The sequence below is a fragment of the Parvibaculum sp. genome (assembly GCF_002684405.1).
Classification (GTDB): Bacteria; Pseudomonadota; Alphaproteobacteria; order Parvibaculales; family Parvibaculaceae; genus Parvibaculum.
Window position 1 is genome coordinate 14396 of record NZ_NYVD01000027.1, and the last position, 20341, is coordinate 34736.

The 20341-nt window shown below is 61.0% G+C and carries 21 protein-coding genes; 13 read left to right on the forward strand and 8 right to left on the reverse strand.

Features of this window, described 5'->3' with window-relative positions; genetic code table 11:
• The first annotated feature begins 132 nt into the window (after positions 1–132).
• From CMI59_RS02330 to CMI59_RS02360, 7 genes are all read left to right on the forward strand, one after another.
• Positions 133–1044: a gamma-glutamyl-gamma-aminobutyrate hydrolase family protein gene (locus CMI59_RS02330; RefSeq protein ID WP_293324178.1), complete on the forward strand. Its 912-nt coding sequence runs from the start codon at positions 133–135 to the stop codon at positions 1042–1044.
• Entirely contained in the window at positions 986–2362 is a 1377-nt protein-coding gene (locus CMI59_RS02335) for a glutamine synthetase family protein (RefSeq protein ID WP_293324181.1), read from the forward strand. Before CMI59_RS02330 ends, CMI59_RS02335 begins: the two co-directional genes overlap by 59 nt.
• Before the next feature lie 236 nt (positions 2363–2598).
• On the forward strand, positions 2599–3978 hold the full coding sequence (locus CMI59_RS02340; RefSeq protein ID WP_293324184.1) for an aspartate aminotransferase family protein: 1380 nt from the start codon (positions 2599–2601) through the stop codon (positions 3976–3978).
• 149 nt (positions 3979–4127) lie between these two features.
• A complete protein-coding gene (locus CMI59_RS02345) occupies positions 4128–5381 on the forward strand; it encodes a glycosyltransferase family 39 protein (RefSeq protein WP_293324187.1) in 1254 nt (417 codons plus the stop codon).
• A gap of 368 nt (positions 5382–5749) precedes the next feature.
• Positions 5750–6487: a hypothetical protein gene (locus tag CMI59_RS02350; protein ID WP_293324189.1), complete on the forward strand. Its 738-nt coding sequence runs from the start codon at positions 5750–5752 to the stop codon at positions 6485–6487.
• Between the two features lie 36 nt (positions 6488–6523).
• On the forward strand, positions 6524–7330 hold the full coding sequence (locus tag CMI59_RS02355; RefSeq protein ID WP_293324192.1) for an exodeoxyribonuclease III: 807 nt from the start codon (positions 6524–6526) through the stop codon (positions 7328–7330).
• Positions 7331–7632: 302 nt separating this feature from the next.
• On the forward strand, positions 7633–8256 hold the full coding sequence (locus tag CMI59_RS02360; RefSeq protein ID WP_293324194.1) for a TetR/AcrR family transcriptional regulator: 624 nt from the start codon (positions 7633–7635) through the stop codon (positions 8254–8256).
• On the opposite strand, the gene CMI59_RS02365 is transcribed toward CMI59_RS02360, so the two are convergent.
• Positions 8247–8759 (reverse strand): PaaI family thioesterase, encoded by a 513-nt coding sequence (locus tag CMI59_RS02365; RefSeq protein WP_293324197.1) that lies wholly within the window; start codon positions 8757–8759, stop codon positions 8247–8249. The two genes, CMI59_RS02360 and CMI59_RS02365, sit on opposite strands and share 10 nt — an antisense overlap.
• Positions 8746–9273, reverse strand: coding sequence for a cyclic nucleotide-binding domain-containing protein (locus CMI59_RS02370; RefSeq protein ID WP_293324199.1), 528 nt, complete (start codon positions 9271–9273; stop codon positions 8746–8748). The genes CMI59_RS02365 and CMI59_RS02370 overlap by 14 nt, the downstream gene beginning before the upstream one ends.
• Before the next feature lie 150 nt (positions 9274–9423).
• Between CMI59_RS02370 and CMI59_RS02375 the strand changes: the two genes are divergently transcribed.
• Both CMI59_RS02375 and CMI59_RS02380 read left to right on the forward strand, forming a co-directional pair.
• The gene (locus tag CMI59_RS02375; RefSeq protein ID WP_293324202.1) at positions 9424–9897 is read left to right on the forward strand and encodes a thioesterase family protein; all 474 of its coding nucleotides are present in this window, start codon (positions 9424–9426) and stop codon (positions 9895–9897) included.
• A 112-nt stretch (positions 9898–10009) separates the two neighbouring features.
• The gene (locus CMI59_RS02380; protein WP_293324204.1) at positions 10010–10174 is read left to right on the forward strand and encodes a hypothetical protein; all 165 of its coding nucleotides are present in this window, start codon (positions 10010–10012) and stop codon (positions 10172–10174) included.
• Positions 10175–10188: 14 nt separating this feature from the next.
• On the opposite strand, the gene CMI59_RS02385 is transcribed toward CMI59_RS02380, so the two are convergent.
• Together CMI59_RS02385 and CMI59_RS02390 are read right to left on the reverse strand one after the other, a co-directional pair.
• The gene (locus CMI59_RS02385; protein ID WP_293324207.1) at positions 10189–10875 is read right to left on the reverse strand and encodes a response regulator transcription factor; all 687 of its coding nucleotides are present in this window, start codon (positions 10873–10875) and stop codon (positions 10189–10191) included.
• A gap of 13 nt (positions 10876–10888) precedes the next feature.
• The gene (locus CMI59_RS02390; protein ID WP_293324210.1) at positions 10889–12688 is read right to left on the reverse strand and encodes a tetratricopeptide repeat-containing sulfotransferase family protein; all 1800 of its coding nucleotides are present in this window, start codon (positions 12686–12688) and stop codon (positions 10889–10891) included.
• A gap of 378 nt (positions 12689–13066) precedes the next feature.
• On the opposite strand from CMI59_RS02390, the gene CMI59_RS02395 reads away from it, so the two are divergent.
• Both CMI59_RS02395 and CMI59_RS02400 read left to right on the forward strand, forming a co-directional pair.
• On the forward strand, positions 13067–13897 hold the full coding sequence (locus tag CMI59_RS02395; protein ID WP_293324212.1) for a hypothetical protein: 831 nt from the start codon (positions 13067–13069) through the stop codon (positions 13895–13897).
• A gap of 40 nt (positions 13898–13937) precedes the next feature.
• The gene (locus CMI59_RS02400; RefSeq protein WP_293324215.1) at positions 13938–14471 is read left to right on the forward strand and encodes a L,D-transpeptidase family protein; all 534 of its coding nucleotides are present in this window, start codon (positions 13938–13940) and stop codon (positions 14469–14471) included.
• On the opposite strand, the gene CMI59_RS02405 is transcribed toward CMI59_RS02400, so the two are convergent.
• A complete protein-coding gene (locus CMI59_RS02405) occupies positions 14468–15166 on the reverse strand; it encodes a YggS family pyridoxal phosphate-dependent enzyme (RefSeq protein WP_293324218.1) in 699 nt (232 codons plus the stop codon). The two genes, CMI59_RS02400 and CMI59_RS02405, sit on opposite strands and share 4 nt — an antisense overlap.
• Positions 15167–15197: 31 nt before the next feature.
• Here CMI59_RS02405 and CMI59_RS02410 point away from each other — a divergent pair, with 31 nt between their 5' ends.
• Entirely contained in the window at positions 15198–15863 is a 666-nt protein-coding gene (locus CMI59_RS02410; RefSeq protein WP_293324220.1) for a thiamine phosphate synthase, read from the forward strand.
• On the opposite strand, the gene CMI59_RS02415 is transcribed toward CMI59_RS02410, so the two are convergent.
• From CMI59_RS02415 to CMI59_RS02425, 3 genes are all read right to left on the reverse strand, one after another.
• Complete coding sequence (locus CMI59_RS02415; RefSeq protein WP_293324222.1) at positions 15854–16693, reverse strand: sulfotransferase domain-containing protein; 840 nt, start codon at positions 16691–16693, stop codon at positions 15854–15856. The genes CMI59_RS02410 and CMI59_RS02415 overlap by 10 nt on opposite strands.
• Positions 16694–16744: 51 nt before the next feature.
• Positions 16745–17584, reverse strand: a complete 840-nt coding sequence (locus CMI59_RS02420) for a sulfotransferase domain-containing protein (protein ID WP_293324224.1) — start codon at positions 17582–17584, stop codon at positions 16745–16747.
• A gap of 123 nt (positions 17585–17707) precedes the next feature.
• Positions 17708–18889, reverse strand: a complete 1182-nt coding sequence (locus CMI59_RS02425) for a porin (protein ID WP_293324226.1) — start codon at positions 18887–18889, stop codon at positions 17708–17710.
• Between the two features lie 761 nt (positions 18890–19650).
• Between CMI59_RS02425 and CMI59_RS02430 the strand changes: the two genes are divergently transcribed.
• Entirely contained in the window at positions 19651–20271 is a 621-nt protein-coding gene (locus CMI59_RS02430; protein WP_293324229.1) for a DUF3576 domain-containing protein, read from the forward strand.
• The last annotated feature ends 70 nt before the right edge of the window (positions 20272–20341 follow it).

Consider the following 20341-nt stretch of genomic DNA (forward strand, 5'->3'; position numbering starts at 1 on the left):
GACACCTCCGGTCCGGCGCGTCGTGAGCCTGCTTGACCGGCCCTTGCTCCGCCGTGGTAACCTGATCGTCTCATGAGCCAGAATTCATCCGTATCGAGACCGGCCCGAAAGCGTCCCGCCAAAAAACGTCCAGTGGTTGGCATACCCTGCGACGTGAAGATGCTCGGACCCCATCCGTTCCACGCCGTCGGTGAGAAATACATCGCCGCCGTGGACAGCGCCGCCGATTGTCAGCCCGTGTTGCTGCCCTTGCCGCGCGCGCCGCTCGATGAGGACGTGGATCTCGACGAGATTTTCGCCCTCTGCGACGGCATCTTCCTGCCCGGATCGCACTCCAATGTGCATCCCTCGCATTATGACGGCGCCGATCCGCGCGAAGGCGTGCTGCTCGACCCGCAACGCGATGCGCTGACGCTCTCGCTCATCCGCGCCTGCGTGGACAGGGCGGTGCCGCTTTTCGTGGTCTGCCGGGGTTTCCAGGAACTCAACGTCGCCTATGGCGGCACGCTCTTCCAGCATCTGGAAGAAAGCGAGGCCGAAAAGGGCTATGCGACACGCTTCGACCATCGCGAGGACAAGAACGCATCGCTCGACGAGCAATATGCCGCCGCGCACAAGGTTGCGCTGGAAACGGGCGGCACCTTCGAGCGCATTCTCGGCACGACCGAAATCGACGTGAATTCGCTGCACGGCCAGGGCGTGAACCGCGTGGGCGAAGGCCTTCTCGTCGAAGGCCGCGCGCCCGACGGCACGGTGGAAGCCATGCGTGTCGCCGGCGCAAAAGCATTCGCCATGGGCGTGCAGTGGCACCCGGAATGGCACTATTGGGACAATCCCGTATCGCAGGCGCTGTTCGGCGCCTTTGGCGATGCGGTGCGCGAGGCCGCGGGCATGGCGCCCGAGCCTCCCCGGACCGGAATTTCCGGGCCCGACGAAAATCACGGCAGTCATCCGGGGGACGCCGCAAAGGAAAATCAGGTGTCGTATGGCGGCCAGCAACAACAGCAAGCCGGAAACACGCGAAGAACTGATCAAGTGGCTTAAAGACCACCGGATCACGGAAGTCGAATGCATGGTGTCGGATATGGCCGGCATCGCCCGGGGCAAGATCCTCCCGACCCGCAAATTCGTCGCCAGCCTCGAAGACCGCACGCTTCGTCTGCCGGAATCGATTTTCGGCCAGACCGTGACCGGCGACTATATCGACAGCGACGTGCTGGACGATCTGGAACCCGACATCACGCTCGATCCGGACGCAAAGACCGTGCGCGTCGTACCCTGGTATGACGAGCCCACCGCGCAGATCATTTGCGATGCGAACTACAAGGATCAGTCGCCGGTACTCATCGCGCCGCGCAATGTGCTGAAAGGCATCCTCGATCTTTACGAAGAGCGCGGCTGGAAACCGGTCTGCGCGCCTGAAGTGGAATTCTTCCTCGCCGCCAAGAATATCGATCCCGACTATCCGCTGGAGCCGCCCATCGGCGCCAATGGCCGTCAGGAAAGCGCACGTCAGTCCTACGGCATCGACGCGGTGAACGAGTTCGATCCGATCTTCGAGGACATGTACGATTTCTGCGAGGCGCAGGATCTCGACATCGACACGCTGATTCACGAATCCGGCGCGGCTCAGGTGGAAATCAATTTCGATCATGGCGACCCGCTGGAAATCGCCGACCAGGCATTCCTCTTCAAACGCACCATGCGCCAGGCCGCGCTGCGCCACGGCATCTATGCGACCTTCATGGCCAAGCCCTATGAAGGCGAGCCGGGCAGCGCCATGCACATCCACACCTCGATCGTGGATGCGGAAAAAGGCGACAACCTGTTTGCCAGCAAGCAGGGGAGGGACACCAAACTCTTCCTCTCCTTCATTGCGGGCTTGCAGAAATTCCTGCCCGCCGCCATGCCGCTCATCGCGCCCAACGTGAATTCCTATCGCCGCATCGTGAAAGACCTCGCAGCTCCCATCAACACGCATTGGGGGCATGAGAACCGCACGGTGGGCCTGCGCATTCCGGATGCGAAGCGCTCGGGCCGCCGCGTCGAGAACCGCGTGCCCGGCGCCGACGCCAATCCCTATCTCGCCATCGCGGTGACGCTGGCCTGCGGTTATCTCGGCATGGTGAACGAGCTGACACCGACCCGCGAGATGAAGGGCAATGCATATGAGTCGAAGCGCTACGCGCTGCCGCGCCATTTGCTCGACGCGCTCGACCATTTGCGGACGGCAACCGAGTTGCGCGAAGTCCTCGGTCAGCGCTTTTCGCAAGTTTACATGGATGTGAAGAACACCGAGCATGAAGCCTATCAGCAGGTCATCTCCGCCTGGGAGCGTGAGCATCTGCTGCTGAATGTGTGAGGCATTCCGGGGCGAAGGACGGGACTCGCACCCTTGAAGCGCTTCGGATAACATCATGCGCATGCAGCGTTTCATTACTCAGATCGGCAGCCGGACCGGCTTCATGCGCAAGCGCGACCTGCTGATCCTGTGCGCCCGCATCGGCTACAACCCATAGGCCCGCTCCGGCGCGCGGGGACACGCTCGCGCGTTCTTTTCCGCTGATTTCTTATTCTCTTCGGACCCGGAGCAATCTCATGTCTCAAGCTGCCCCCTCCAACCAGACCAAGCGCTGGCAGGAAATCGACGCCCTTCACCACCTGCATCCCTTCACCACCCATGCGGACCTGGCGCAGACCGGCGCCCGCGTCATCACCCGCGCCGAAGGCGTCTATCTCTACGACTCCGAAGGCAAGCGCCTGATCGACGGCATGGCCGGTCTGTGGTGCGTGCAGGCGGGCTATGGCCGCGAGGAACTCGCCGAAGCCGGCTACAAGGCGCTGAAAGAGCTGCCGTACTACAACGTCTTCTTCCAGACCACGACGCCCTATGTGGCCGAGCTTTCCGAAAAGCTCGCCGAGGTCACGCCCAAGGGCATCGACCGTTTCTTCTTCGCCAATTCCGGCTCGGAAGGAAACGACAGCGCCGTGAAGGCGATCCGCTATTTCTGGAACCTCGAAGGCAAGCCCAACAAGAAGATCTTCATCGCCCGCAAAAAGGCCTATCACGGCGTCACGCTCGCCGCAGCCTCGCTTTCGGGCCTCACCTCCATGCATCCGCAGGCCGACCTGCCGCTGCCGGGCTTCGTTCATGTCGAATGCCCCGACTGGTATGCCGAGGGCGGCGACATGACGCCGGAGGAATACGGCCTCAAGACTGCAAAGAGCCTTGAAGACAAGATCCTCGAACTCGGCGCGGAAAATGTCGCGGCCTTCGTCGCCGAACCCATTCAAGGCGCGGGCGGCCTCATCATCCCGCCCAAGGGCTATTGGGAAGAGATCCAGCGTATCTGCCGCAAATACGACATCCTGCTGCATGTGGACGAGGTGATCTGCGGCTTCGGACGCACCGGCCAGTGGTTCGGCTCCGACACCTTCGGTATCGAGCCCGACATGATCAACATGGCCAAGGGGCTGTCGTCCGGCTACCAGCCCATCGCGGCGCTGGGCTTCGGCGAGCGCGTCGGCAACACGCTCTTCAACTCGCCGCAGGAATGGTCCCACGGCTTCACCTATTCGGGCCACCCGGTCTGCGCGGCGGTGGCGCTCGCCAATCTCGAGCTCATCCAGCGCGAAAAGCTGGTGGAGAAGGCGGGCGGCGAAACCGGCACCTATTTCCAGAAGAAGCTCGCCGAGCTGGCCGACCATCCGCTGGTGGGCGAGACGCGCGGCGTCGGCATGCTGGGCGCCATCGAGCTGGTGAAGGACAGGGCGACCCGCACCAAATTCCCCGATGACGCCAATGTCGGCGGCCAGTGCCGTAATCATTGCTTCAGGGAAGGTCTCATCATGCGCGCCATCGGCGACACCATGGTGCTAAGCCCGCCGCTGGTCATCTCGAAAGGCGAAATCGACGAACTCTTCGAGCTCGCCCGCCGCTGCATCGACCTGACGGCGAAGGATCTCGGCGTCCTCTAAGGCCCAAAAAGCCTCAAAAAACCCCGGCGGACCTTTCTGTCCGCCGGGGAAAACATTCCGAAACCTTTACATCGCATTCTCGTGCCCATGACCGGGCTGCCCGCCCGCTATTGAGGCCGGGCGGCAAAACCGCGAACGGGGTGACGCGAATGACCGAAATTTCCGCTCAGGGTGCCGCCTCGATGCGGTTCCGGGAGAAGTTTCTCCTCGTTGTCGCCGCGCTTCTGGCGCTGCTGCTCGCCATGGCCATCGGCCGCCAGATGCTGGTGGAGACCGGCTATACCAACAGCTATGCGGCACTTGCGGACGCCTTCCTTCATGGCCGGCTCGATGTCGACAAATGTTTCGACGGCGACTGCGCAAGCTTCAACGGCAAGAACTATGTCGTCTTTCCGCCCGTGCCTGCTCTGGTCACCATGCCTTTCGTCGCGGTATTCGGCCCCGGCTTCAGCCATTTCATGATCATCGGCCTCGCAGCGACGCTTGCCTCGCTCTGGCTCTGGTGGCGCATTCTCGAAACGATGGAAGTTCGGCGGGAAACCGCTGTCTGGCTGCTCCTGGCGCTCGCCTTCGCAAGCCCGCTCTTCTACGTCACGCTCCGCACGGACAAGGTTTGGTTTTTCGCCCAGAGCATCAACTTCCTGCTGGTCTCGGCGGCATTGCACGAAGTCATGCGAGGGATGAGCCTCGTACGCGCGGGCCTGTTCATCGGCGCCGCCTTTCTCTGTCGGCAGATGTCGATACTGCTTGTGCCGTTCCTTTTCGCCTTGTCACTGAAACCGGAGGAACAGCTCATTTCCTTCGGCAAGGCGCACATCGTGCGGGCTTTGAAACTGGGCCTGCCCGTCGCCGCTGCGGTCGCCGTCTACCTCACCTATAACTGGGTCCGCTTCGGCGATCCGATGGAGACCGGCTATATCTACATCGCCTCGCCCGATGCAGAGACCTGGTCCCTGATCAATCATCGGCTGACGCATATCGGGCTCTTTTCGAAGGACTATTTCCTTTTCAATGCCCTCTATCTCTTCGTGCAGGGGTTCCATGTGCAATGGGGCGGGCCGGATCTTCTCGACATGGTCGGCCTCGATCCGATGGGCACCTCGATTATCGCAGCAAGCCCCTTCGTTCTGCTGGCCTTCTTCGCGCCGGCCAGAAGGCCCGTCATCATCGGCGCGCTCTGCGCCCTGCTGATTGCCGGGGTCACGCTCTTCTATCACGGCAACGGCTACTCCCAGTACAACACCCAGCGTTTCACGCTGGACTGGATGCCGGTCATGATGTTCGCCTTGGCACTTGCCGTGAAAGAGCCGATCCGGCCTGTTTTCGGGCTGCTGGCGACCTATGCGATCGCACTCAACGTGGCGGCCGTCGCCATATTGGCGATTTCGCCGTCCGGGTCGTAAAGTCCGGATCGTGAAGCGCCAAATACCCGAGTTTTTCACTGGGTGTGACGCCCTGTCACAGGCCTTTCAGGAAATCCTGGGGTTTTCGTTCTGGCACACAAATTCGTAAGTCATTGGTTGTTAACAATAATTCATGTTACGGCCTTTTTAACTCGAAATTACCGATTACCCATAAATCCCCATTGAAACGCTCAGGCTTGAAGCCTAAGTAATCTCTACAAGGCCGGGACACTTAAAGTTCGCGTCTGGCAAAGCCCCCCGATGCCTCACGCGAAAGTCCTGACCAAGGCGTCGGAATCCCCTCCCGGCGCCCCCGCGCAAGAAGACGCGCGGTAGCGCCCCGTCTCCCCCCGGCGGGGCGCTACTTTATGCGCCGCGCCGTCCTCGTTTCGATTGCAGGGCGCACCTTTTATGCCGCTACCGGTTCCAGCCGCTTTCCGCTTCCCGCCTCGATCTGTATAAGCGAGGCCATGTCTGACGACTTCTATTCCAACGACAATGAGCCGCCGGGCCAGACCTTCACCATTTCGGATGCCGAACTGGAAGCGCTGGAAGCCGAGCTGCCGATCCTGGCGGGCCTTCGGCGCTTTGCCGAAGAAGCCGTGAACCTGCCCTGGTTCACCGATCTCGGACGGCCGCTGGACAAGGAAACGCGGGCGCTTGCGCGTTCCTATCTCGACGGGCTCGGCTTTCCCGATGCCGAGGTTGCGCGCATCCGGAACTGGGAGGAGGCGGCCGACGCGGCCATGACCTTCGACATCGAACCGCTTCAGTGGGAAGCGGAGGAAAGCCTGCGGGCAGCGCTCGCGGCCGAAGCCGTCGACCGCGTCAGCGAACAGGGCCTCTCCATCGCCATGACGCATGTGAGTGCGCTTCTGGGTCAGCGCATGCGCCAGGCAGTCGGCGACGCCGCCCATTTCTGGGATATCGGCGACGAGGGGCTGTTGAACGCCGCCGCGGGCGCCGCGCTCCAGTCCGCGCATAATGCCGCGCTCGCTCTCATCGCGGAGGAGGATCACGACCATCCCTTCCGGCGCAAATTCACGCTTTTTGCGCGCGGCCGCTGGCCCATCGGCATTGCCGGGCTTACGCTCAATCTCTTCTGAAACACCCATTCATTTCGAAAACGGAGCCTGTCGCCCGTGGAGTTCAAACTCGTAACCTGGAATATCAATTCCGTCCGTCTGCGGATCAACCACGTCGAGAAACTGCTGGCCGAACATGCGCCCGACGTGCTGTGCCTGCAGGAGATCAAGTGCACCGACGACAACTTCCCCTACAAGGCGCTGAAAAAGGCCGGCTATGAGCACATGGCCGTTTGCGGCCAGAAGGGCTATCACGGCGTCGCCACGGTGAGCCGCATTCCCTTCACCGCGACAAGCTCCCGCGAGTTCTGCGAAATGGGCGACAGCCGCCATGTGTCGGTCGATCTGGACGTGCCGGGCGGCCTGCGGATCCACAATTACTACGTGCCCGCCGGCGGCGACGAGCCGGACCCGGAAAAGAACGAGAAATTCGCGCACAAGCTCAACTTCATGGGTGAGATGCGGGACTGGTACAAAGGCCATCGCAACAAGTCGAAGGCGCGCATGGTGCTGGTAGGCGACCTCAACGTCGCACCGCTCGAGCACGATGTCTGGGGCCACAAGCAGCTTCTGAAAGTCGTCAGCCACACGCCCGTCGAGGTCGATCTGCTGAACGAGGTCATCGCGTCCCACAACTGGGTCGACGTCATGCGCCAGTTCGTGCCGGAGCATGAAAAGCTTTATTCCTGGTGGAGCTATCGCGCCAAGGATTGGGAAGCGTCCAACCGCGGCCGCCGCCTCGACCACATCTGGGTCACACCGGCTCTCGCCGACGCACCGACATCCATGCAGGTTCTGAAAGAAGCGAGAGGATGGGAGCGGGCCTCCGATCATGCGCCGGTAATCGCGACGCTGCGGCTCTAGGCTGTGGGGCAGCCCTTATTATAGGGGGATGCCGTCTCGGTGCCCGCTCCTGGGGTTCCTCACGTCCAGCCGGTTTTTGACGCCAAATAGGGGGAAAGCGCCACCCGGTTCTTATTAGGGTGAGGCCCCTAAAGTAGGGTATTTGCCCTAGACGTGCAAGCCCGGATTTTGGCCGGTTTCCGCTAATGACAAGTTTGTGAATTAGCGCCGAAACTGGCACAAATGAGGGAAGCTCGGGCCCGGCCGCGCGCGGCGTGATCCTCGCTGGACACAGGGCGGATAACAAAAGCAAGAAAATCCCCATGGCACCCAAGACCAAGGACAGAATTGTTTCCAGCAGCCTCAAGCTCTTCAACGAGCTGGGCTATGACGCGGTCACCACCGCGCGGATCGCAGAGGAGGTGGGCATCTCGGAGGGCAATCTCTGGTACCACTTCCGCACCAAGCGCGACCTCGTGCGCGCACATCAGCTTGCGCTCTTCGCCCAGATCGACAAGCGCAACGCGATCGACAGCTCGCCCGAAACCGTCCTGGAGGACTATGCGCGCTATAATCGCGTAATGTTCGAGGAGGTCTGGGCCTATCAGTATCTCTATCGCGACCAGGCCGAATATGGGCGCGCGTCGCCGGATCTCGAAAGCCGCATCTCAAGCATCTACGACATGACCACCCGGGCGGTGATCGTCTTTCTGCATGACATGATCGAGGCGGGACATCTCACCCTGCCGGAAGACGAGCTGGTGCCGCTCGCCGACAATGTCTGGATGGTGGTGCGGTACTGGCCAAGCTTCCTGCGCGAAACGCGCAATATTCTCAAGCTCGACAAGGCAGCGCTCAACGCGGGCATCCGCCACCATTTCGCACTGTTCGAAACGCATCTGAGCCAGCAGGCGCGGGACTTCTTCGAAAAAAACGGCTACGCCTGAGTGGCTTTTTCCGTCTCGCCCGCCTTCTTTTCCTTCCGCTTCAGCGTCACGAATGTTGCCGTGGAACTCGCGGTCGCCAGCAGCGTTCCGTCCGGCGCATAAAGCTCGCCTTCCACAAAGCCGACCGACTTGCCTTTCTTGATGACCCGCCCCCGGCCATAGATGCGGCCCGGCCGCGCGGCATTGAGCATGGAGACCTTGAGCTCCAGCGTCGGGCTGATCTGACCCCATTCCAGATCGAGACCGACGGCCAGGCTCATCACATCGTCCAGCATCGCCGCGACCATGCCGCCCTGAATGCCGCCCCAGAGATTGCAAAGCTGCTCGCCGGCCTCGAACAGCACGTCGACGGTCAGCGCCTCCCGGCTCACATCGATGATGTGGAGCCCCAGATACTCGCTCGCGGGCGCCCGGCGCTTATAGAGTGCCTGAATATTCGGCGGCCAGTCGGCCTTGGGCTCTCCTGCCGGCTCACCCCATTGCGGCGCATCAGTCTTCGTCATCGGGACCGCTCCCCTCCCCTTGTTCTTTTGCCGCCGCCCGCGAGGCGCGGGTGACCGGTTTTGCCGAACCGAGCCGCGCCTTCAGGCGCCATAGATCGTCCTGCAACTCGTCCAGCCGATCGGTCATATGCGCCGTGACAAGCTGCCCCATCTCCGGAAATTCCGAAATGAGCCTGTGAAACGTGTCGCGCCGCAGCCGGACCGCTTGAAGGGCAGTCACCGCGCGGGTCGTCGCTTCCCAGGACCTGGGCTCGATCAGGGCCGTTTCGCCGATGAGGTCTCCGCTGTCAAGCCTGAGCGCCCGGCGTTCGCCCCGTTCCTCGAGAAACATTACCGCTTCGCCCTCCAGCACCAGAAGCGCGCCGTCGGCGGGCGTTCCCGCCTCGCAAACGGTCGCGCCCGGCGCAAAGGAGAGCGCTTCGGCGGAAAAGGCGATCACTTCCAGTCTCACCCTGTCGAAACGGGAAAACAGGGCGTGACGCCGCAGCTTGCTGACGATGGTCTCCAGGCTCATGGGGCGAGCATAAAGCGTCGCGGCGGAATGTGGATACCGGTTTTCGGCAGAGGCTCGCGAGAGGACAAGAGCCGTCCTGTTTGCGCTCCGGCAGGGGCCCGGCTAAGAAAGCGGGAGCGATTTCAGCCCCGACAGCACGGACCCGGTACAGTGCCAGAAAACAAGAACGATACGATCCGATGGGACTGGCCTCAGCCCTACATCCATGAGGTGGAGGTGCAGCCCCAGCACATCGACGATTTTCAGCACACGAATAATGTCGTCTACCTCACCTGGATGGCCAAGACCGCCTGGGAGCACTCCAAGGCACTGGGACTCGACTTCGAGGCCTATGCGTCTGTCAATCGCGGCATGGTGGTCCGCCGTCATGAACTCGAATATCTGGGCGCGAGCCATGAGAGCGACCGGATATGGGTCGCAACATGGATTACGGGAAACGATGGCAAAATTCGTCTCCGCCGCCGCTTTCAGATGGTCCATGCGGAAACCGGCAAGACGCTGCTGCGCGGCCTTACCGACTTCGTCTGCATCAACATCGAAACGGGCAGGCCCACCAGAATGCCGGAAAATTATGTCGCCACCTATGCGCTGACGGTAGACGAGGCATCGCGCGAAACCTTCTGACCGCCCTTCTCCACCGCCCCATGCGGCGAATTGCCATCTGCACATTGGAAGCAGAAAAAGTCATTTACTCGGAAACACCCGATCAACTGGTTTTCCGAAAGGCCCACGAGTAATGGACCGTCCCGATTCCCTGACCCTTTTTTGCATCAATCTTCTGCTGGCACTATTGATTGCCGTCTATTTCTTCGGCGCGAGCGCACTGCTCGTCTTTGCGCTGATCGCCACGCCCATCGCACTTGGCATCATCATCACGCTGTCACTGACCGTTTCGGCCTGACCTGACAAAGGCCCTCACGGCATCAGCCGGTAACCGCCGGTCTCGGTCACGAGAATTTCCGCATTGGACGGATCCTTCTCGATTTTCTGGCGCAAACGATAAATATGCGTTTCGAGCGTGTGGGTCGTAACGCCCGAATTATACCCCCACACTTCGGCCAGCAGCGTGTCGCGTCCGACCGTCTTCGCACCCGCGCGATAAAGAAACTTCAGGATCGCGGTCTCTTTCTCCGTGAGCCGGACCTTCTTCTCGTTCTCGTCCAGCAGCATCTTGGCGCTGGGCCGGAAGCTGTAGGGGCCGATCGTGAAGACCGCGTCTTCGCTTTGCTCATGGCTGCGCAGATGCGCCCGGATACGCGCGAGCAACACGCCGAAGCGGAACGGCTTGGTCACATAGTCATTAGCCCCGGCATCGAGCCCCAGGATCGTATCGGAATCGGTATCGGCGCCGGTCAGCATGATGATCGGTACATTGATGCCCGCGCGCCGCATCAGGCGGCACAGCTCGCGGCCATCCATATCGGGCAGGCCGACATCGAGCAGCACGAGATCGAAATGCCCGTCCTTGGCGAGCGCCAGCCCTGCCGCGGCCGCCGCTGCTTCGGCGCAGGAAAACTCTTGATAGAGTTCCATCTGTTCCATCAGCGATCCACGCAGCACATCGTCGTCATCGACGATCAGTATTTTCTTTGTCGCGCTCATCTTCATCCGTGTGTCAGAGGGAATAGCCGAACCGCTCGATATGCGGTTGGAGGATCGGCATGACCGGCTCCATATATTTCTCGTAGCGTCTCCAGCGCTCGGCGGCCCGGTTGTAGATAGGTTCAGTCACCTGGGCATAGGAGGGGGTACGGATACTTCCCCGCTGGCGCGCATGCGCTGCCGGATCGGAGACGGCCTCATGCCATCCGAGCCCGAGGAAATCGAGCGCCGGCTTCACCTCGCCGCGAAGATCCGTGATCAGATTTTCATAGCGTACTTCCTGAACCTGAAGCGGCAGGATCTCGCGATAGCGGGCCCACAGCCCCATCACCTTGTCATAGAGCCGCGCCGCTTTTTCCAGCGTGACGAAATTCAGCATGGAAGCGTTGGGCACGAAATCCTGCATGAAACAGGACAGGACGCAGCTTGCGGGATGGCGCAGTGCGAAGATGAATTTGGCGTCCGGAAACACCCGATGGATGAGCCCCGCATGCACCATGTCGAGCGGCATCTTGTCCACCACCACATGCCGCGTGAAATCCACGCCGTGCTTTTCCGCTTCTTCGTAATAAAGCTTTGAAAGCCTGTCGCGATCCTGTTCGCGCAAATCAGCGAGCGATCCCGGATAGCCTGCTTTTTTCGAGCGAAGATTCTCGACCAGCGCCACAAGCGTAGGTCGTTCTTCCAGCGCCTGCACCTCGGGATGCGCATCGAAAATCTGATCGAGCAGCGTCGTGCCCGAGCGCGGAAAACCGACGAGAAAGACCGGCGCGGCGCGATGACCCGTTCTCACGCCAGAACCCGTGATCGACTGCCATCCCGCAACGAAATCGGGAACGAAACTTTCATGCAGCTCATCGACCTGACGGACATAATCCTCTGGATCGATTCCGACCGTTTTGCCGAATTGTGCACTCTCCCGGTTCTGCTTCTCAAACCAGCCGACAGCGGCATCCGCATCGCCCAACTCGTCACAGGTCAGCCCCAGTTCCGCATAGAGGGCTCTGCGATTCTCCGGCTCGAACTTGTCCAGATCCGCCGCTTCCAGCCGCGTCCGGATATCGAGAAGCTTCTCCCCATCCTTGCGGAACTTGCGCCGCGATGCTTTGGCCCAGCTCTTCAATGCCGTCGCATTCGGCTTACCGTTTGCCAGGGCACGTTCGGTCCACTCGATGGCAAGATCGAGCTCCGACAGCCTTTCATGCACCATGCCGATGAACGCAGAGAGTTCCGCCGGTGCAGGGTCGATCCGTTCCAGCGCGGCGTGACAGAATTCCAGCGCCTTGCGAAAGCGTCCGGCATCCACTGAAGACTGCGCCGCCCGTAGATAAGCGGAAAGACGGCCCGGATCGATCTCGATCGCTTTCATGAAATCGGCCAGCGCCGCGTCATGGTCGAAACAGAGCTGATTGAGCGTACCGCGCTCCAGACGCGCGTCCTGATTACGCGGATCGATTTTCAGCGCCTCGTCATAGGCTTTTTCAGCCAGAGAGTATTTTTTTTGCGCGCGCCGGGCATTGCCGAGATTGATCCAGAGCGAGGCGGGCACGGTCGTCCTCTTTTTCCGCGCCGCGTCCACCGCCTGCCGAATGAATTTCTCACCCTCGGCGGCCTTGCCTGTCTCGTAGAGAATAAGCCCAAGGAGATGCAGTGCATCGGGGTAGTCCGGATCGGCCTGCAATATGCGCTGCGCCACTTCCACGGCCTCGCGCATGCGGCCCTGACCGTAAAGTGCCGCCGCCTGCTGGATCGCCGCCAGAAGCTGTTGCGGATCGGCTTGCGGCGTCTGCGCTGGTCGCGGTGCAAAGCCCATCGCCCCCCCGGCCGCGCCCGGCAAGGGCACCGTCCCGCCACCCAAGCCGGTAGGGCCGGAGCGGCTGGCGCCCCCCTGCCCCGGCCGGCCGACGGGAAGTCCCGGAAGTGATTTGGACGGACGCTTTGCCATGTCTTCGTTACCCTTTTCGCCGTTCGCCCCGCCAATCTGCCACAGCCCGCCACAGGGCCAAAGCACGGAGCCCCTCGGCCGGGCGGATAGGCAAGATCGAACGTTAGCCCGGCAAATACTGCCCTGCGGACCACACGCACAATTCACAATTGCTTGAATATACGGGAATTTCTCTGCTGTCGGCCAATGGCCCGCCTATTGCGTGGGAAAGGCGTAAACACACTGATCCGCGAGAGCGCAGCGCGCATGACCGATTTCTCCGCAGCCACCGTCAAACCCGGTTTTCAGCCGCAGGCGGGCAAACACAATATGGCCTCCCGCGCCTTCGAGGCGTTGCGCGCGCAGCATGGCGCGTCGGACAGCGCACGCTTGTCGTCGGCCACGCAGGATCTGGACTTCGGCGACCTCCTCGACATCGCCAATCCGCTGCAGCACATCCCCCTCGTCTCGGAGGTCTATCGATCGCTGACCGGCGACAGCATCTCCGATAGCGCCCAGGTTGTTGGCGATGCGCTTTATGGCGGCCCGCTCGGCCTCGTATCCGGCGTGTTTTCCAACGCCATTCGGACTGCTGAAGGCACCTCGCCGGGCCAGGCGTTCGTCGCGGCGATGGACGGCGAAACGGGCGCCGCGCAAAACCCAGCGCTGGCTGAAACCCACACCAAACGACAGGAAGTCGCCACCGCCTACCGCCTCGGTACGCCCTGGCGGGAGGCCTCCGCGAACCCAGCGCCGGCCAAACCCATCCGTCAAGCCGCAGCTCAGGCGACGCAAGACCGGACTGCCAGCGCAGACCGAACGGCCGGCAAAGGCAATCCGCCGATCCCCCAACTGAGCCCGGCGGGTTTCAATGCCATCCTTTCCGCCTTTGGCGACAAAACCGCAACCGCCGGCCTGAAAGAGGACGCCGGCTTACATAAGGGCGCGAAAACCGCGTCGGAACCTGCCAAGGCCCGCCTTGCCGCCGCTGACCCAGCCCCCGTGCCGCCATCGGGTTTCGCCGCGGCCATGGCGAACGGCCTCGACAAATACCGCAGCATGATGGACATCCGGGATCGACAGGCGGCCCCGCAATAGGGATATGGCTTTGCGACGTCCGAGCCCTTAATCTTCCGCCATGGACAGGCTGAGCGACATAAACGTAACGGCAAAACCGGGCGCCAAGACGGGCCGGTTGACGGCGGGAAACCACGACTTCCCCTGTGCCATTGGCAGGACCGGGCTTGCCGGAGAAAAACGAGAAGGCGATGGCGGCACGCCGATCGGCACCTTTCCGCTTCGCGAGCTCCGCTACCGGCAGGACCGCCTGGCCGCGCCGGAAACAGGCCTGCCCCTGATCCCTATCGGGCCGAAGGATGGCTGGTGCGACGCATCCGCCGATCCTGCCTATAACCGGCCCGTGGACTTCCCCTATACCGCCAGCGCCGAACAGATGTGGCGCGATGACCACCTCTACGATCTGGTGATCGTGGTGGGCTATAATGACGATCCCGTCGTGCCCGAGGCGGGCAGCGCAATCTTCATTCATCTGGCAAAGGAAAAGAATGGCGAACTCCAGCCCACCCAGGGCTGTGTCTCGCTGCGCCTCGACGACATGCTGGCGCTTCTGGCACGCATTGACGACGAGACGGTAATTTCTATTTCCGGTTAGGGCCGGGTCCGGCTGCCGAAAATGGCACTCCCAACGCGCACATGAGTCGCGCCGCAGGCGATGGCGGTTTCATAATCGCCGCTCATCCCCATGGAGAGTTTCTCCAACCCGTTGCGCCGCGCGATCTTTTCCAACAACGCAAAATGCAGCGCCGGTTCTTCGTCGACCGGCGGAATGCACATCAGGCCCTCGACCTCGATTTGCCATTCGCCCTTGCAGGACGCGATGAAGTCATCGACCTCGGCAGGCAGCAGCCCGGCCTTCTGTTCCTCTTCGCCCGTATTCACCTGAACGAAGAGCCGAGGAAGCGACGCGCCCTTCTCGCGCTCCTTCACCAGCGCACGCGCAAGCTTTTCGCGATCGAGCGTGTGCATGACGTCGAAAAGGGCCAGCGCCTCTTTCACCTTGTTGGTCTGCAGCGGACCGATTAGGTGAAGTTCGATATCGGCGAAATGCTCTTTCAGTGCCGGCCACTTGCCCTGCGCTTCCTGCACACGGTTCTCGCCGAAAACACGCTGTCCGACTTCCAGCACCGGCAGAATGGCTTCCGCATCGAACGTCTTGGAAACGGCAATCAGCGTCACCGCCGCCGGATCGCGTCCGGCCTCGCGCGCTGCCGCGGCCAATTTCTGCCGCACCCCGGCCAGGCGCGTCACCGCCGTTTCCTCTTTATGCGCCGCGTCGTTCCGTGCCATTTATACCCTCTCGTTCAGGAGGTCGAAGCTAGTGCCGCAAGGCTCCGAAAACAAGATATCCACGCCCAGCGCAGCCCTCATCGCGCGCGCGGCGCATCGCTTTGGCGCGCATGGCGCCCCCGCTGTGATCGGCATGACCGATCCCGCCCGCCTGCCCGATCCGGAACGGGCACTGGCCGCCCTGCCACCCGGCAACATCCTTATCTGGCGTGCCTATGGTGAAGCCCTTTCCCGTCGGGACGTCCGCCATGTCGCACGGCTTGCGGAAAACAGGAACTGCCTCCTGCTGCTGGCAGGCCAGCCGCGCCTCGCCATGCATGCCCATGGCATGCATCTCGCCGAGCGCCGGCTTATCGATCCGTTCACAGATGGTTATCTGATGGATAGGCGGAGCCACCGGCCCGATTTCATCGTCACCGCCGCCGCCCATTCCGAAGTTGCAATCCGCCGCGCTGCAAATACGCAAGTAGATGCCGTTCTGATCTCGCCGGTCTTTGCAACGGAGAGCCATCCGGGCGCGCCCCATCTCGGCGTGATCCGCACAGCGTCGCTCGCCCGTAATGCCTCGGCCCTTGGCCTTGCTGCCTACGCATTGGGAGGCATCACGACGGAGAGCGACGTTCGGCGGCTGACGCAAACCGGCGTTACCGGCATCGCCGGGATCGGCGTTCTGCAGGCGGGAAACCGTCAGGCGTAATCTTCCGGGATATACCCGAAGCGTTCCATCTGTTCGCGATGATCGGAAATGATCCGGCGGATCTGTTTTTCGGTCAGCTCTTCGCGCCACTGGCCGACCTGCCCCTTGCGGAAAAACGATTCCGCATGATCCGGCCGTTCGTTGAACCCTTCCTCTTTCTCCAGAGCCTTGAGCGTTTTGAAGGACGAATTGGCAATAGCGCGTTCCAGCCGCTCCGGCGGCGTATTCAAACCGAGGAACCGGACAACAGAACCAAATGCCTCAGTCGGTTTCTCGAGCATATCCTCATATCTCAATACGAGAAGTTGCGGACTGGGATGCTCTGTCCAGCTTCTCACATTCTCCGACCACGTATTATAGCGTTCGGGAACATGGCTATCCGTCTTTGCGACGCCACCCTCCGAGCTACCCATGATCTCGATTGTTTCGTCAATAGGTCGAGCGAAATGATCGCGCGCCGACAAGACCACATCTAGAGGATTGCGAACCATATAGATGGCGCCGGCAGTCACGTTCAGATTGACGAGCGGATACCCAAGCCAATCGCCCATATAGTTATGAGTCTTGACGAACACGGAGTCCGGACTGGCAAACGTGAAGTCTGCCTGAACAGCGCTCCGGATCTTCATGACATCCTGGAGCGTGACCTTCTCCCACGGCTTCTGAATACGCCGGCGATAATGCGTCGACGTAACCTCACTGATGCAAAATCGCGTCAGTTCATTGAGGCTTACAGGCTTTTCCGCATTCATCAGAAAATTGTGAAGAAAAGTCCGCATCCAAGTGTTGCCGGACTTGGGATAGGACGCGAGCCAGATTAGCCCTCCCATGTTTCTTCTCCTTCCCTCCGCATTCGCCAATGAACGATAGTCAGTCGGTCGTCAGGCATAATCTTTCGGTACATAGTCGAACCGCTCCATCTGCTCCCGGTGGTTATCTATCACGCGGCGAATTTGCTCGGGCGTCAGTTTCTCTTTCCACTGCTCCGCCTTGCCTTCTCTGAAAAACTTGTCCGAAGCTTTTGATTTCTCCTGAAAACCCGACTTTTCTTCCTGAGCTTTCAATACCTTGAACGACGAAAACTTGATGGCACGCTCAAGTCTTTCAGCGGGCGGTTTGAGCCCAAGGAATCCCGCCACCTGCTTGAAGTGTTTACGTGGTTTGCGGATCAGATCTTCGTACCGCACCACGAGCAATTGAGGGTTCGGATTTTGCGTCCAGCTCTGAACATGAAACGACCACGAAGAAAGATATTCAAATACGTGACGATCATTTCCACCGGTCATGGCATCCGGGTCGGACATAAAATCGATTGCTTCGTCCGTCGTAAGACCAAAATGATTGGCGGCGGAAAGCGTAATATCGAGAGGATTACGGACGATATAGATAGCGCCGGCGGTGACATCCATATTGTGGATGGGATAGCCAAAAGACTCGCCAAGGAAATTATGCGTCTTGACGAAAACAGAGTCGGGAAAAGCTGTCGTGAAGTCTTGATGGACAATCGGCCGGATGGCTGCCAGCTCTTCGGGGGTTAGATCGCCGACAGTTTTCGGCGCACGTGGCGCATACCAACTCGCGTCGGACTCCCCCAAACAGAAATCCGCCATCCTGTTGATATCGACCGGCGTCGAGCCTCCCCTCAGCAAGTTATGCAGGAAACTCCGCATCCAGGTGTTGCCGGATTTCGGATAGGAGGCGAGCCAAATTAACGCGCCCAACGATTTCTCTCCCGTTCACTTCTTGTTTGTGGTCCGGCCCATTATCGAAATCGAAATAGGACCGTACAAACAAAAAGAGAGCGGGCCGAAACCCGCTCTCCAAAAGTCTTGGTTTCGTTCGGATTAGAACGAAACGGCAAGCACGATACCGCCCGACGTCGTGTCGAAGGTCTGCGCACCCGCAGCAGCCTTTTTGCTGTTGAACTGGACGTCGAGACCGAGGTCGACACCAGAACCCAGCGAGTAGCCGCCACCAACCTGCCAAGCCTTCGACTCGGCACCATTGGAACCGAACGTCGAGGTCGCGGAAGAGTCGTCCTGGCTTTCCAGGTAGGCAACGCCAACCGTCCACGGGCCCGTGCCGTAGGACAGACCGACGGTCCAGGTCTTGACTTCGGCACCGGCGTCGGCCAGCGAAGCGACCGGCGTGAACGCACCGTAGTTGGTCGGACCGGCAAGGTCTTCGCTCTGGTACCAGGCACCGCCGAGCGTGAAGCCCATGTAGCCGAGGCTTGCGCCGAAGCCGTATTCCTTCGGATCGGTGTTCGAAGCATTGCCGTCGCCGTCCGTGTAGAAACCGTCGACGCCAAGGTCGACGCCACCGATCGTGCCGGCATAGTTAGCCGCGACTTCGAACACATCCGTCGTCGGGCCAACGCCGCCGCCGCCGGTCAGCTTCGGCAGAACAGTCAGACCGTTCGCGTTCACACCCGTGGTGCTCTGCGTCACGTCAGGCGTGTAGGACACACCGAGCTGGAAGCCGGCAAAACGCGGCGTGAAGTACGACACCTTGTTCGCGTCCGTCGCCATCAGCGAGAAGGTCGTGTTACGGGAAAGACCCGCGCTGCCGACACCGTTGTAGATGTTCGGGGAGTCGACACCGTTACCCGGCACGAACCACGGAGAGGTGTAGTGCATCTTGTAGGCGGCACCGTCCACGCCACCGATTTCGAAACGACCGAAGCCGCCTTCGAGGTAGGCGAAGAGCTGGCGGAACGTCACGCCAGACGGCGCACCGGCATTGGCAAGAGTGTTCCAGTCGCTGCCGAGCATCATCTTGGCGTCGACACCGGCGGTCATGCCGTTGTCCAGCGTGCCTTCGGCGATGATGTCGATGTTACGGGCAACAACGGCAACCTTCGTGTCCTGGTAGGACGTGGCGCCGGTGGAGTCCGCGTCAACGACGTAGAAACCGGTCACGACGGAACCGCTGACCGAAACGGAAAGCGGGTCGCCGGCGAGAGCCGGACCGGCCACCAGGCCGGCAGAGACGAGAGCGGTCGTCCCCAGAAGAATCTTTTTCATGTGTTCCTCGCAGTAGCAGCTAGTGCTGGTCCATTTACAAACCGCCGGGGTTGTCTGAGGCATGCGGGATAAGGAGTTTTCCCCCAACGCTTGCCCAGTCCGCCCGACCGGATCGCAACATTCGCCGGGCCGACAAGGTGCCCCCCGAGCGCGTAGGCTGATTAATCCGTCGATAACCCTCAGGGTCAAGCGCACCCGCCCTTATGACGATGGAATGTCGGTAGATGTTGCCGAAACAGCACAAGCAGGCCCAAGGTAGTTAACGAACCGTTAACGCAAAAGGGTCGCCTCCACCTCCAAACCGCTTGTGCCACAAGGATGTTTTGCCCCCGTGGCGCAATTTACAACACGAATCAGTACCCCTGATCGGCCCTTTCGCCGTCAAGAAAGCGTCATGGCATGTGGTTATTGCGCAACATATAGGCGACATGCCCAGGCAGTTTGCCTGAAATCTCAGCACACGCGGGGGGCTTGGCGAGCAGGAATACCCGAGATGGCGCGGGGCGCGAAAAAGACGGGCGCCGCTGTGGCGTGGGCGTAACGTATCCCGCGCCTTCCCGTGCCACCTCATTTCGCAAACTTAAGGCGCTGCGTGATTGCGGAGAACCGCCATGTCTCGCTATAAAGGCCCGCCTGCAACGGCAAACAGGGCGCTTGCGGGCGGGAGAACGGGTCCAAGGCCGAAGGCGGCGGACATATAATCACGGCACCGGCCGCATCAGACGGCCCGGGGGGCGTAAACAAGAGGCTTGCCGGAACTCATGACCAAGACCGTTGAACGACGCTCGCTGCGTGCAATTTCCGCGACGGGCGGGAAGCTGAGCCACGTCATCCGCTTCGCATTGGCTGCGGCCATTCTGATGACCGCGTCGGTGAGCCTGACCGCCTGCGGCGTCTTCAGCGGCGGTGAACGGCAATATCCCGATACCACCGGTCGCACCGGCCCGACTACCCCCGCGCCCAAGGAAGGCGACCGCCAGACGGTCTTCGGCGAAGGCGGCCTCAACCTCTTTGGCGGCGGCGGCTCCGGCGACAATACGGGCGGCGGTATCGGTGTGAACTCCTATCTGTGGCGCGCCTCGCTCGACACGCTGAGCTTCATGCCGCTTGCCTCGGCCGACCCCTTTGGCGGCGTCATCATCACCGACTGGTATCAGGACCCCAAAGCTCAGGGCGAACGCTTCAAGGTCACCACCTATATTCTGGACAAGCGCCTGCGCGCCGACGGCGTGAAAGTAGCCGTCTTCCGTCAGAAAAAGGACGACAAGGACAACTGGGTGGATACGCCGGTCGATCAGGTGACTGCCACCAAGATCGAAAACGCCATTCTGGTCCGCGCCCGCGAGCTGCGCATGCGCTCGGTGGACAACACCGGCAACTGATCCTTTTCCCGCACCGCGCGGCAAGCTATACCTTCCCCGCCCGCCCGGTTCCGCCGGGCGGGCGGTCCGC

What these genes read in the sequence shown, in the direction of transcription:
- CMI59_RS02340 (WP_293324184.1), top strand. Translation starts at nt 2,599, where the DNA reads ATGTCTCAAGCTGCCCCCTCCAACCAGACCAAGCGCTGGCAGGAAATC.
- CMI59_RS02385 (WP_293324207.1), bottom strand. Translation starts at nt 10,875, where the DNA reads ATGAGCGCGACAAAGAAAATACTGATCGTCGATGACGACGATGTGCTG.
- CMI59_RS02400 (WP_293324215.1), top strand. Translation starts at nt 13,938, where the DNA reads ATGGACAGGCTGAGCGACATAAACGTAACGGCAAAACCGGGCGCCAAG.
- CMI59_RS02335 (WP_293324181.1), top strand. Translation starts at nt 986, where the DNA reads ATGGCGGCCAGCAACAACAGCAAGCCGGAAACACGCGAAGAACTGATC.
- CMI59_RS02390 (WP_293324210.1), bottom strand. Translation starts at nt 12,688, where the DNA reads ATGGGCTTTGCACCGCGACCAGCGCAGACGCCGCAAGCCGATCCGCAA.
- CMI59_RS02350 (WP_293324189.1), top strand. Translation starts at nt 5,750, where the DNA reads ATGCGCCGCGCCGTCCTCGTTTCGATTGCAGGGCGCACCTTTTATGCC.
- CMI59_RS02345 (WP_293324187.1), top strand. Translation starts at nt 4,128, where the DNA reads ATGACCGAAATTTCCGCTCAGGGTGCCGCCTCGATGCGGTTCCGGGAG.
- CMI59_RS02370 (WP_293324199.1), bottom strand. Translation starts at nt 9,273, where the DNA reads ATGAGCCTGGAGACCATCGTCAGCAAGCTGCGGCGTCACGCCCTGTTT.
- CMI59_RS02395 (WP_293324212.1), top strand. Translation starts at nt 13,067, where the DNA reads ATGACCGATTTCTCCGCAGCCACCGTCAAACCCGGTTTTCAGCCGCAG.
- CMI59_RS02405 (WP_293324218.1), bottom strand. Translation starts at nt 15,166, where the DNA reads ATGGCACGGAACGACGCGGCGCATAAAGAGGAAACGGCGGTGACGCGC.
- CMI59_RS02380 (WP_293324204.1), top strand. Translation starts at nt 10,010, where the DNA reads ATGGACCGTCCCGATTCCCTGACCCTTTTTTGCATCAATCTTCTGCTG.
- CMI59_RS02365 (WP_293324197.1), bottom strand. Translation starts at nt 8,759, where the DNA reads ATGACGAAGACTGATGCGCCGCAATGGGGTGAGCCGGCAGGAGAGCCC.
- CMI59_RS02430 (WP_293324229.1), top strand. Translation starts at nt 19,651, where the DNA reads ATGACCAAGACCGTTGAACGACGCTCGCTGCGTGCAATTTCCGCGACG.
- CMI59_RS02360 (WP_293324194.1), top strand. Translation starts at nt 7,633, where the DNA reads ATGGCACCCAAGACCAAGGACAGAATTGTTTCCAGCAGCCTCAAGCTC.
- CMI59_RS02415 (WP_293324222.1), bottom strand. Translation starts at nt 16,693, where the DNA reads ATGGGAGGGCTAATCTGGCTCGCGTCCTATCCCAAGTCCGGCAACACT.
- CMI59_RS02425 (WP_293324226.1), bottom strand. Translation starts at nt 18,889, where the DNA reads ATGAAAAAGATTCTTCTGGGGACGACCGCTCTCGTCTCTGCCGGCCTG.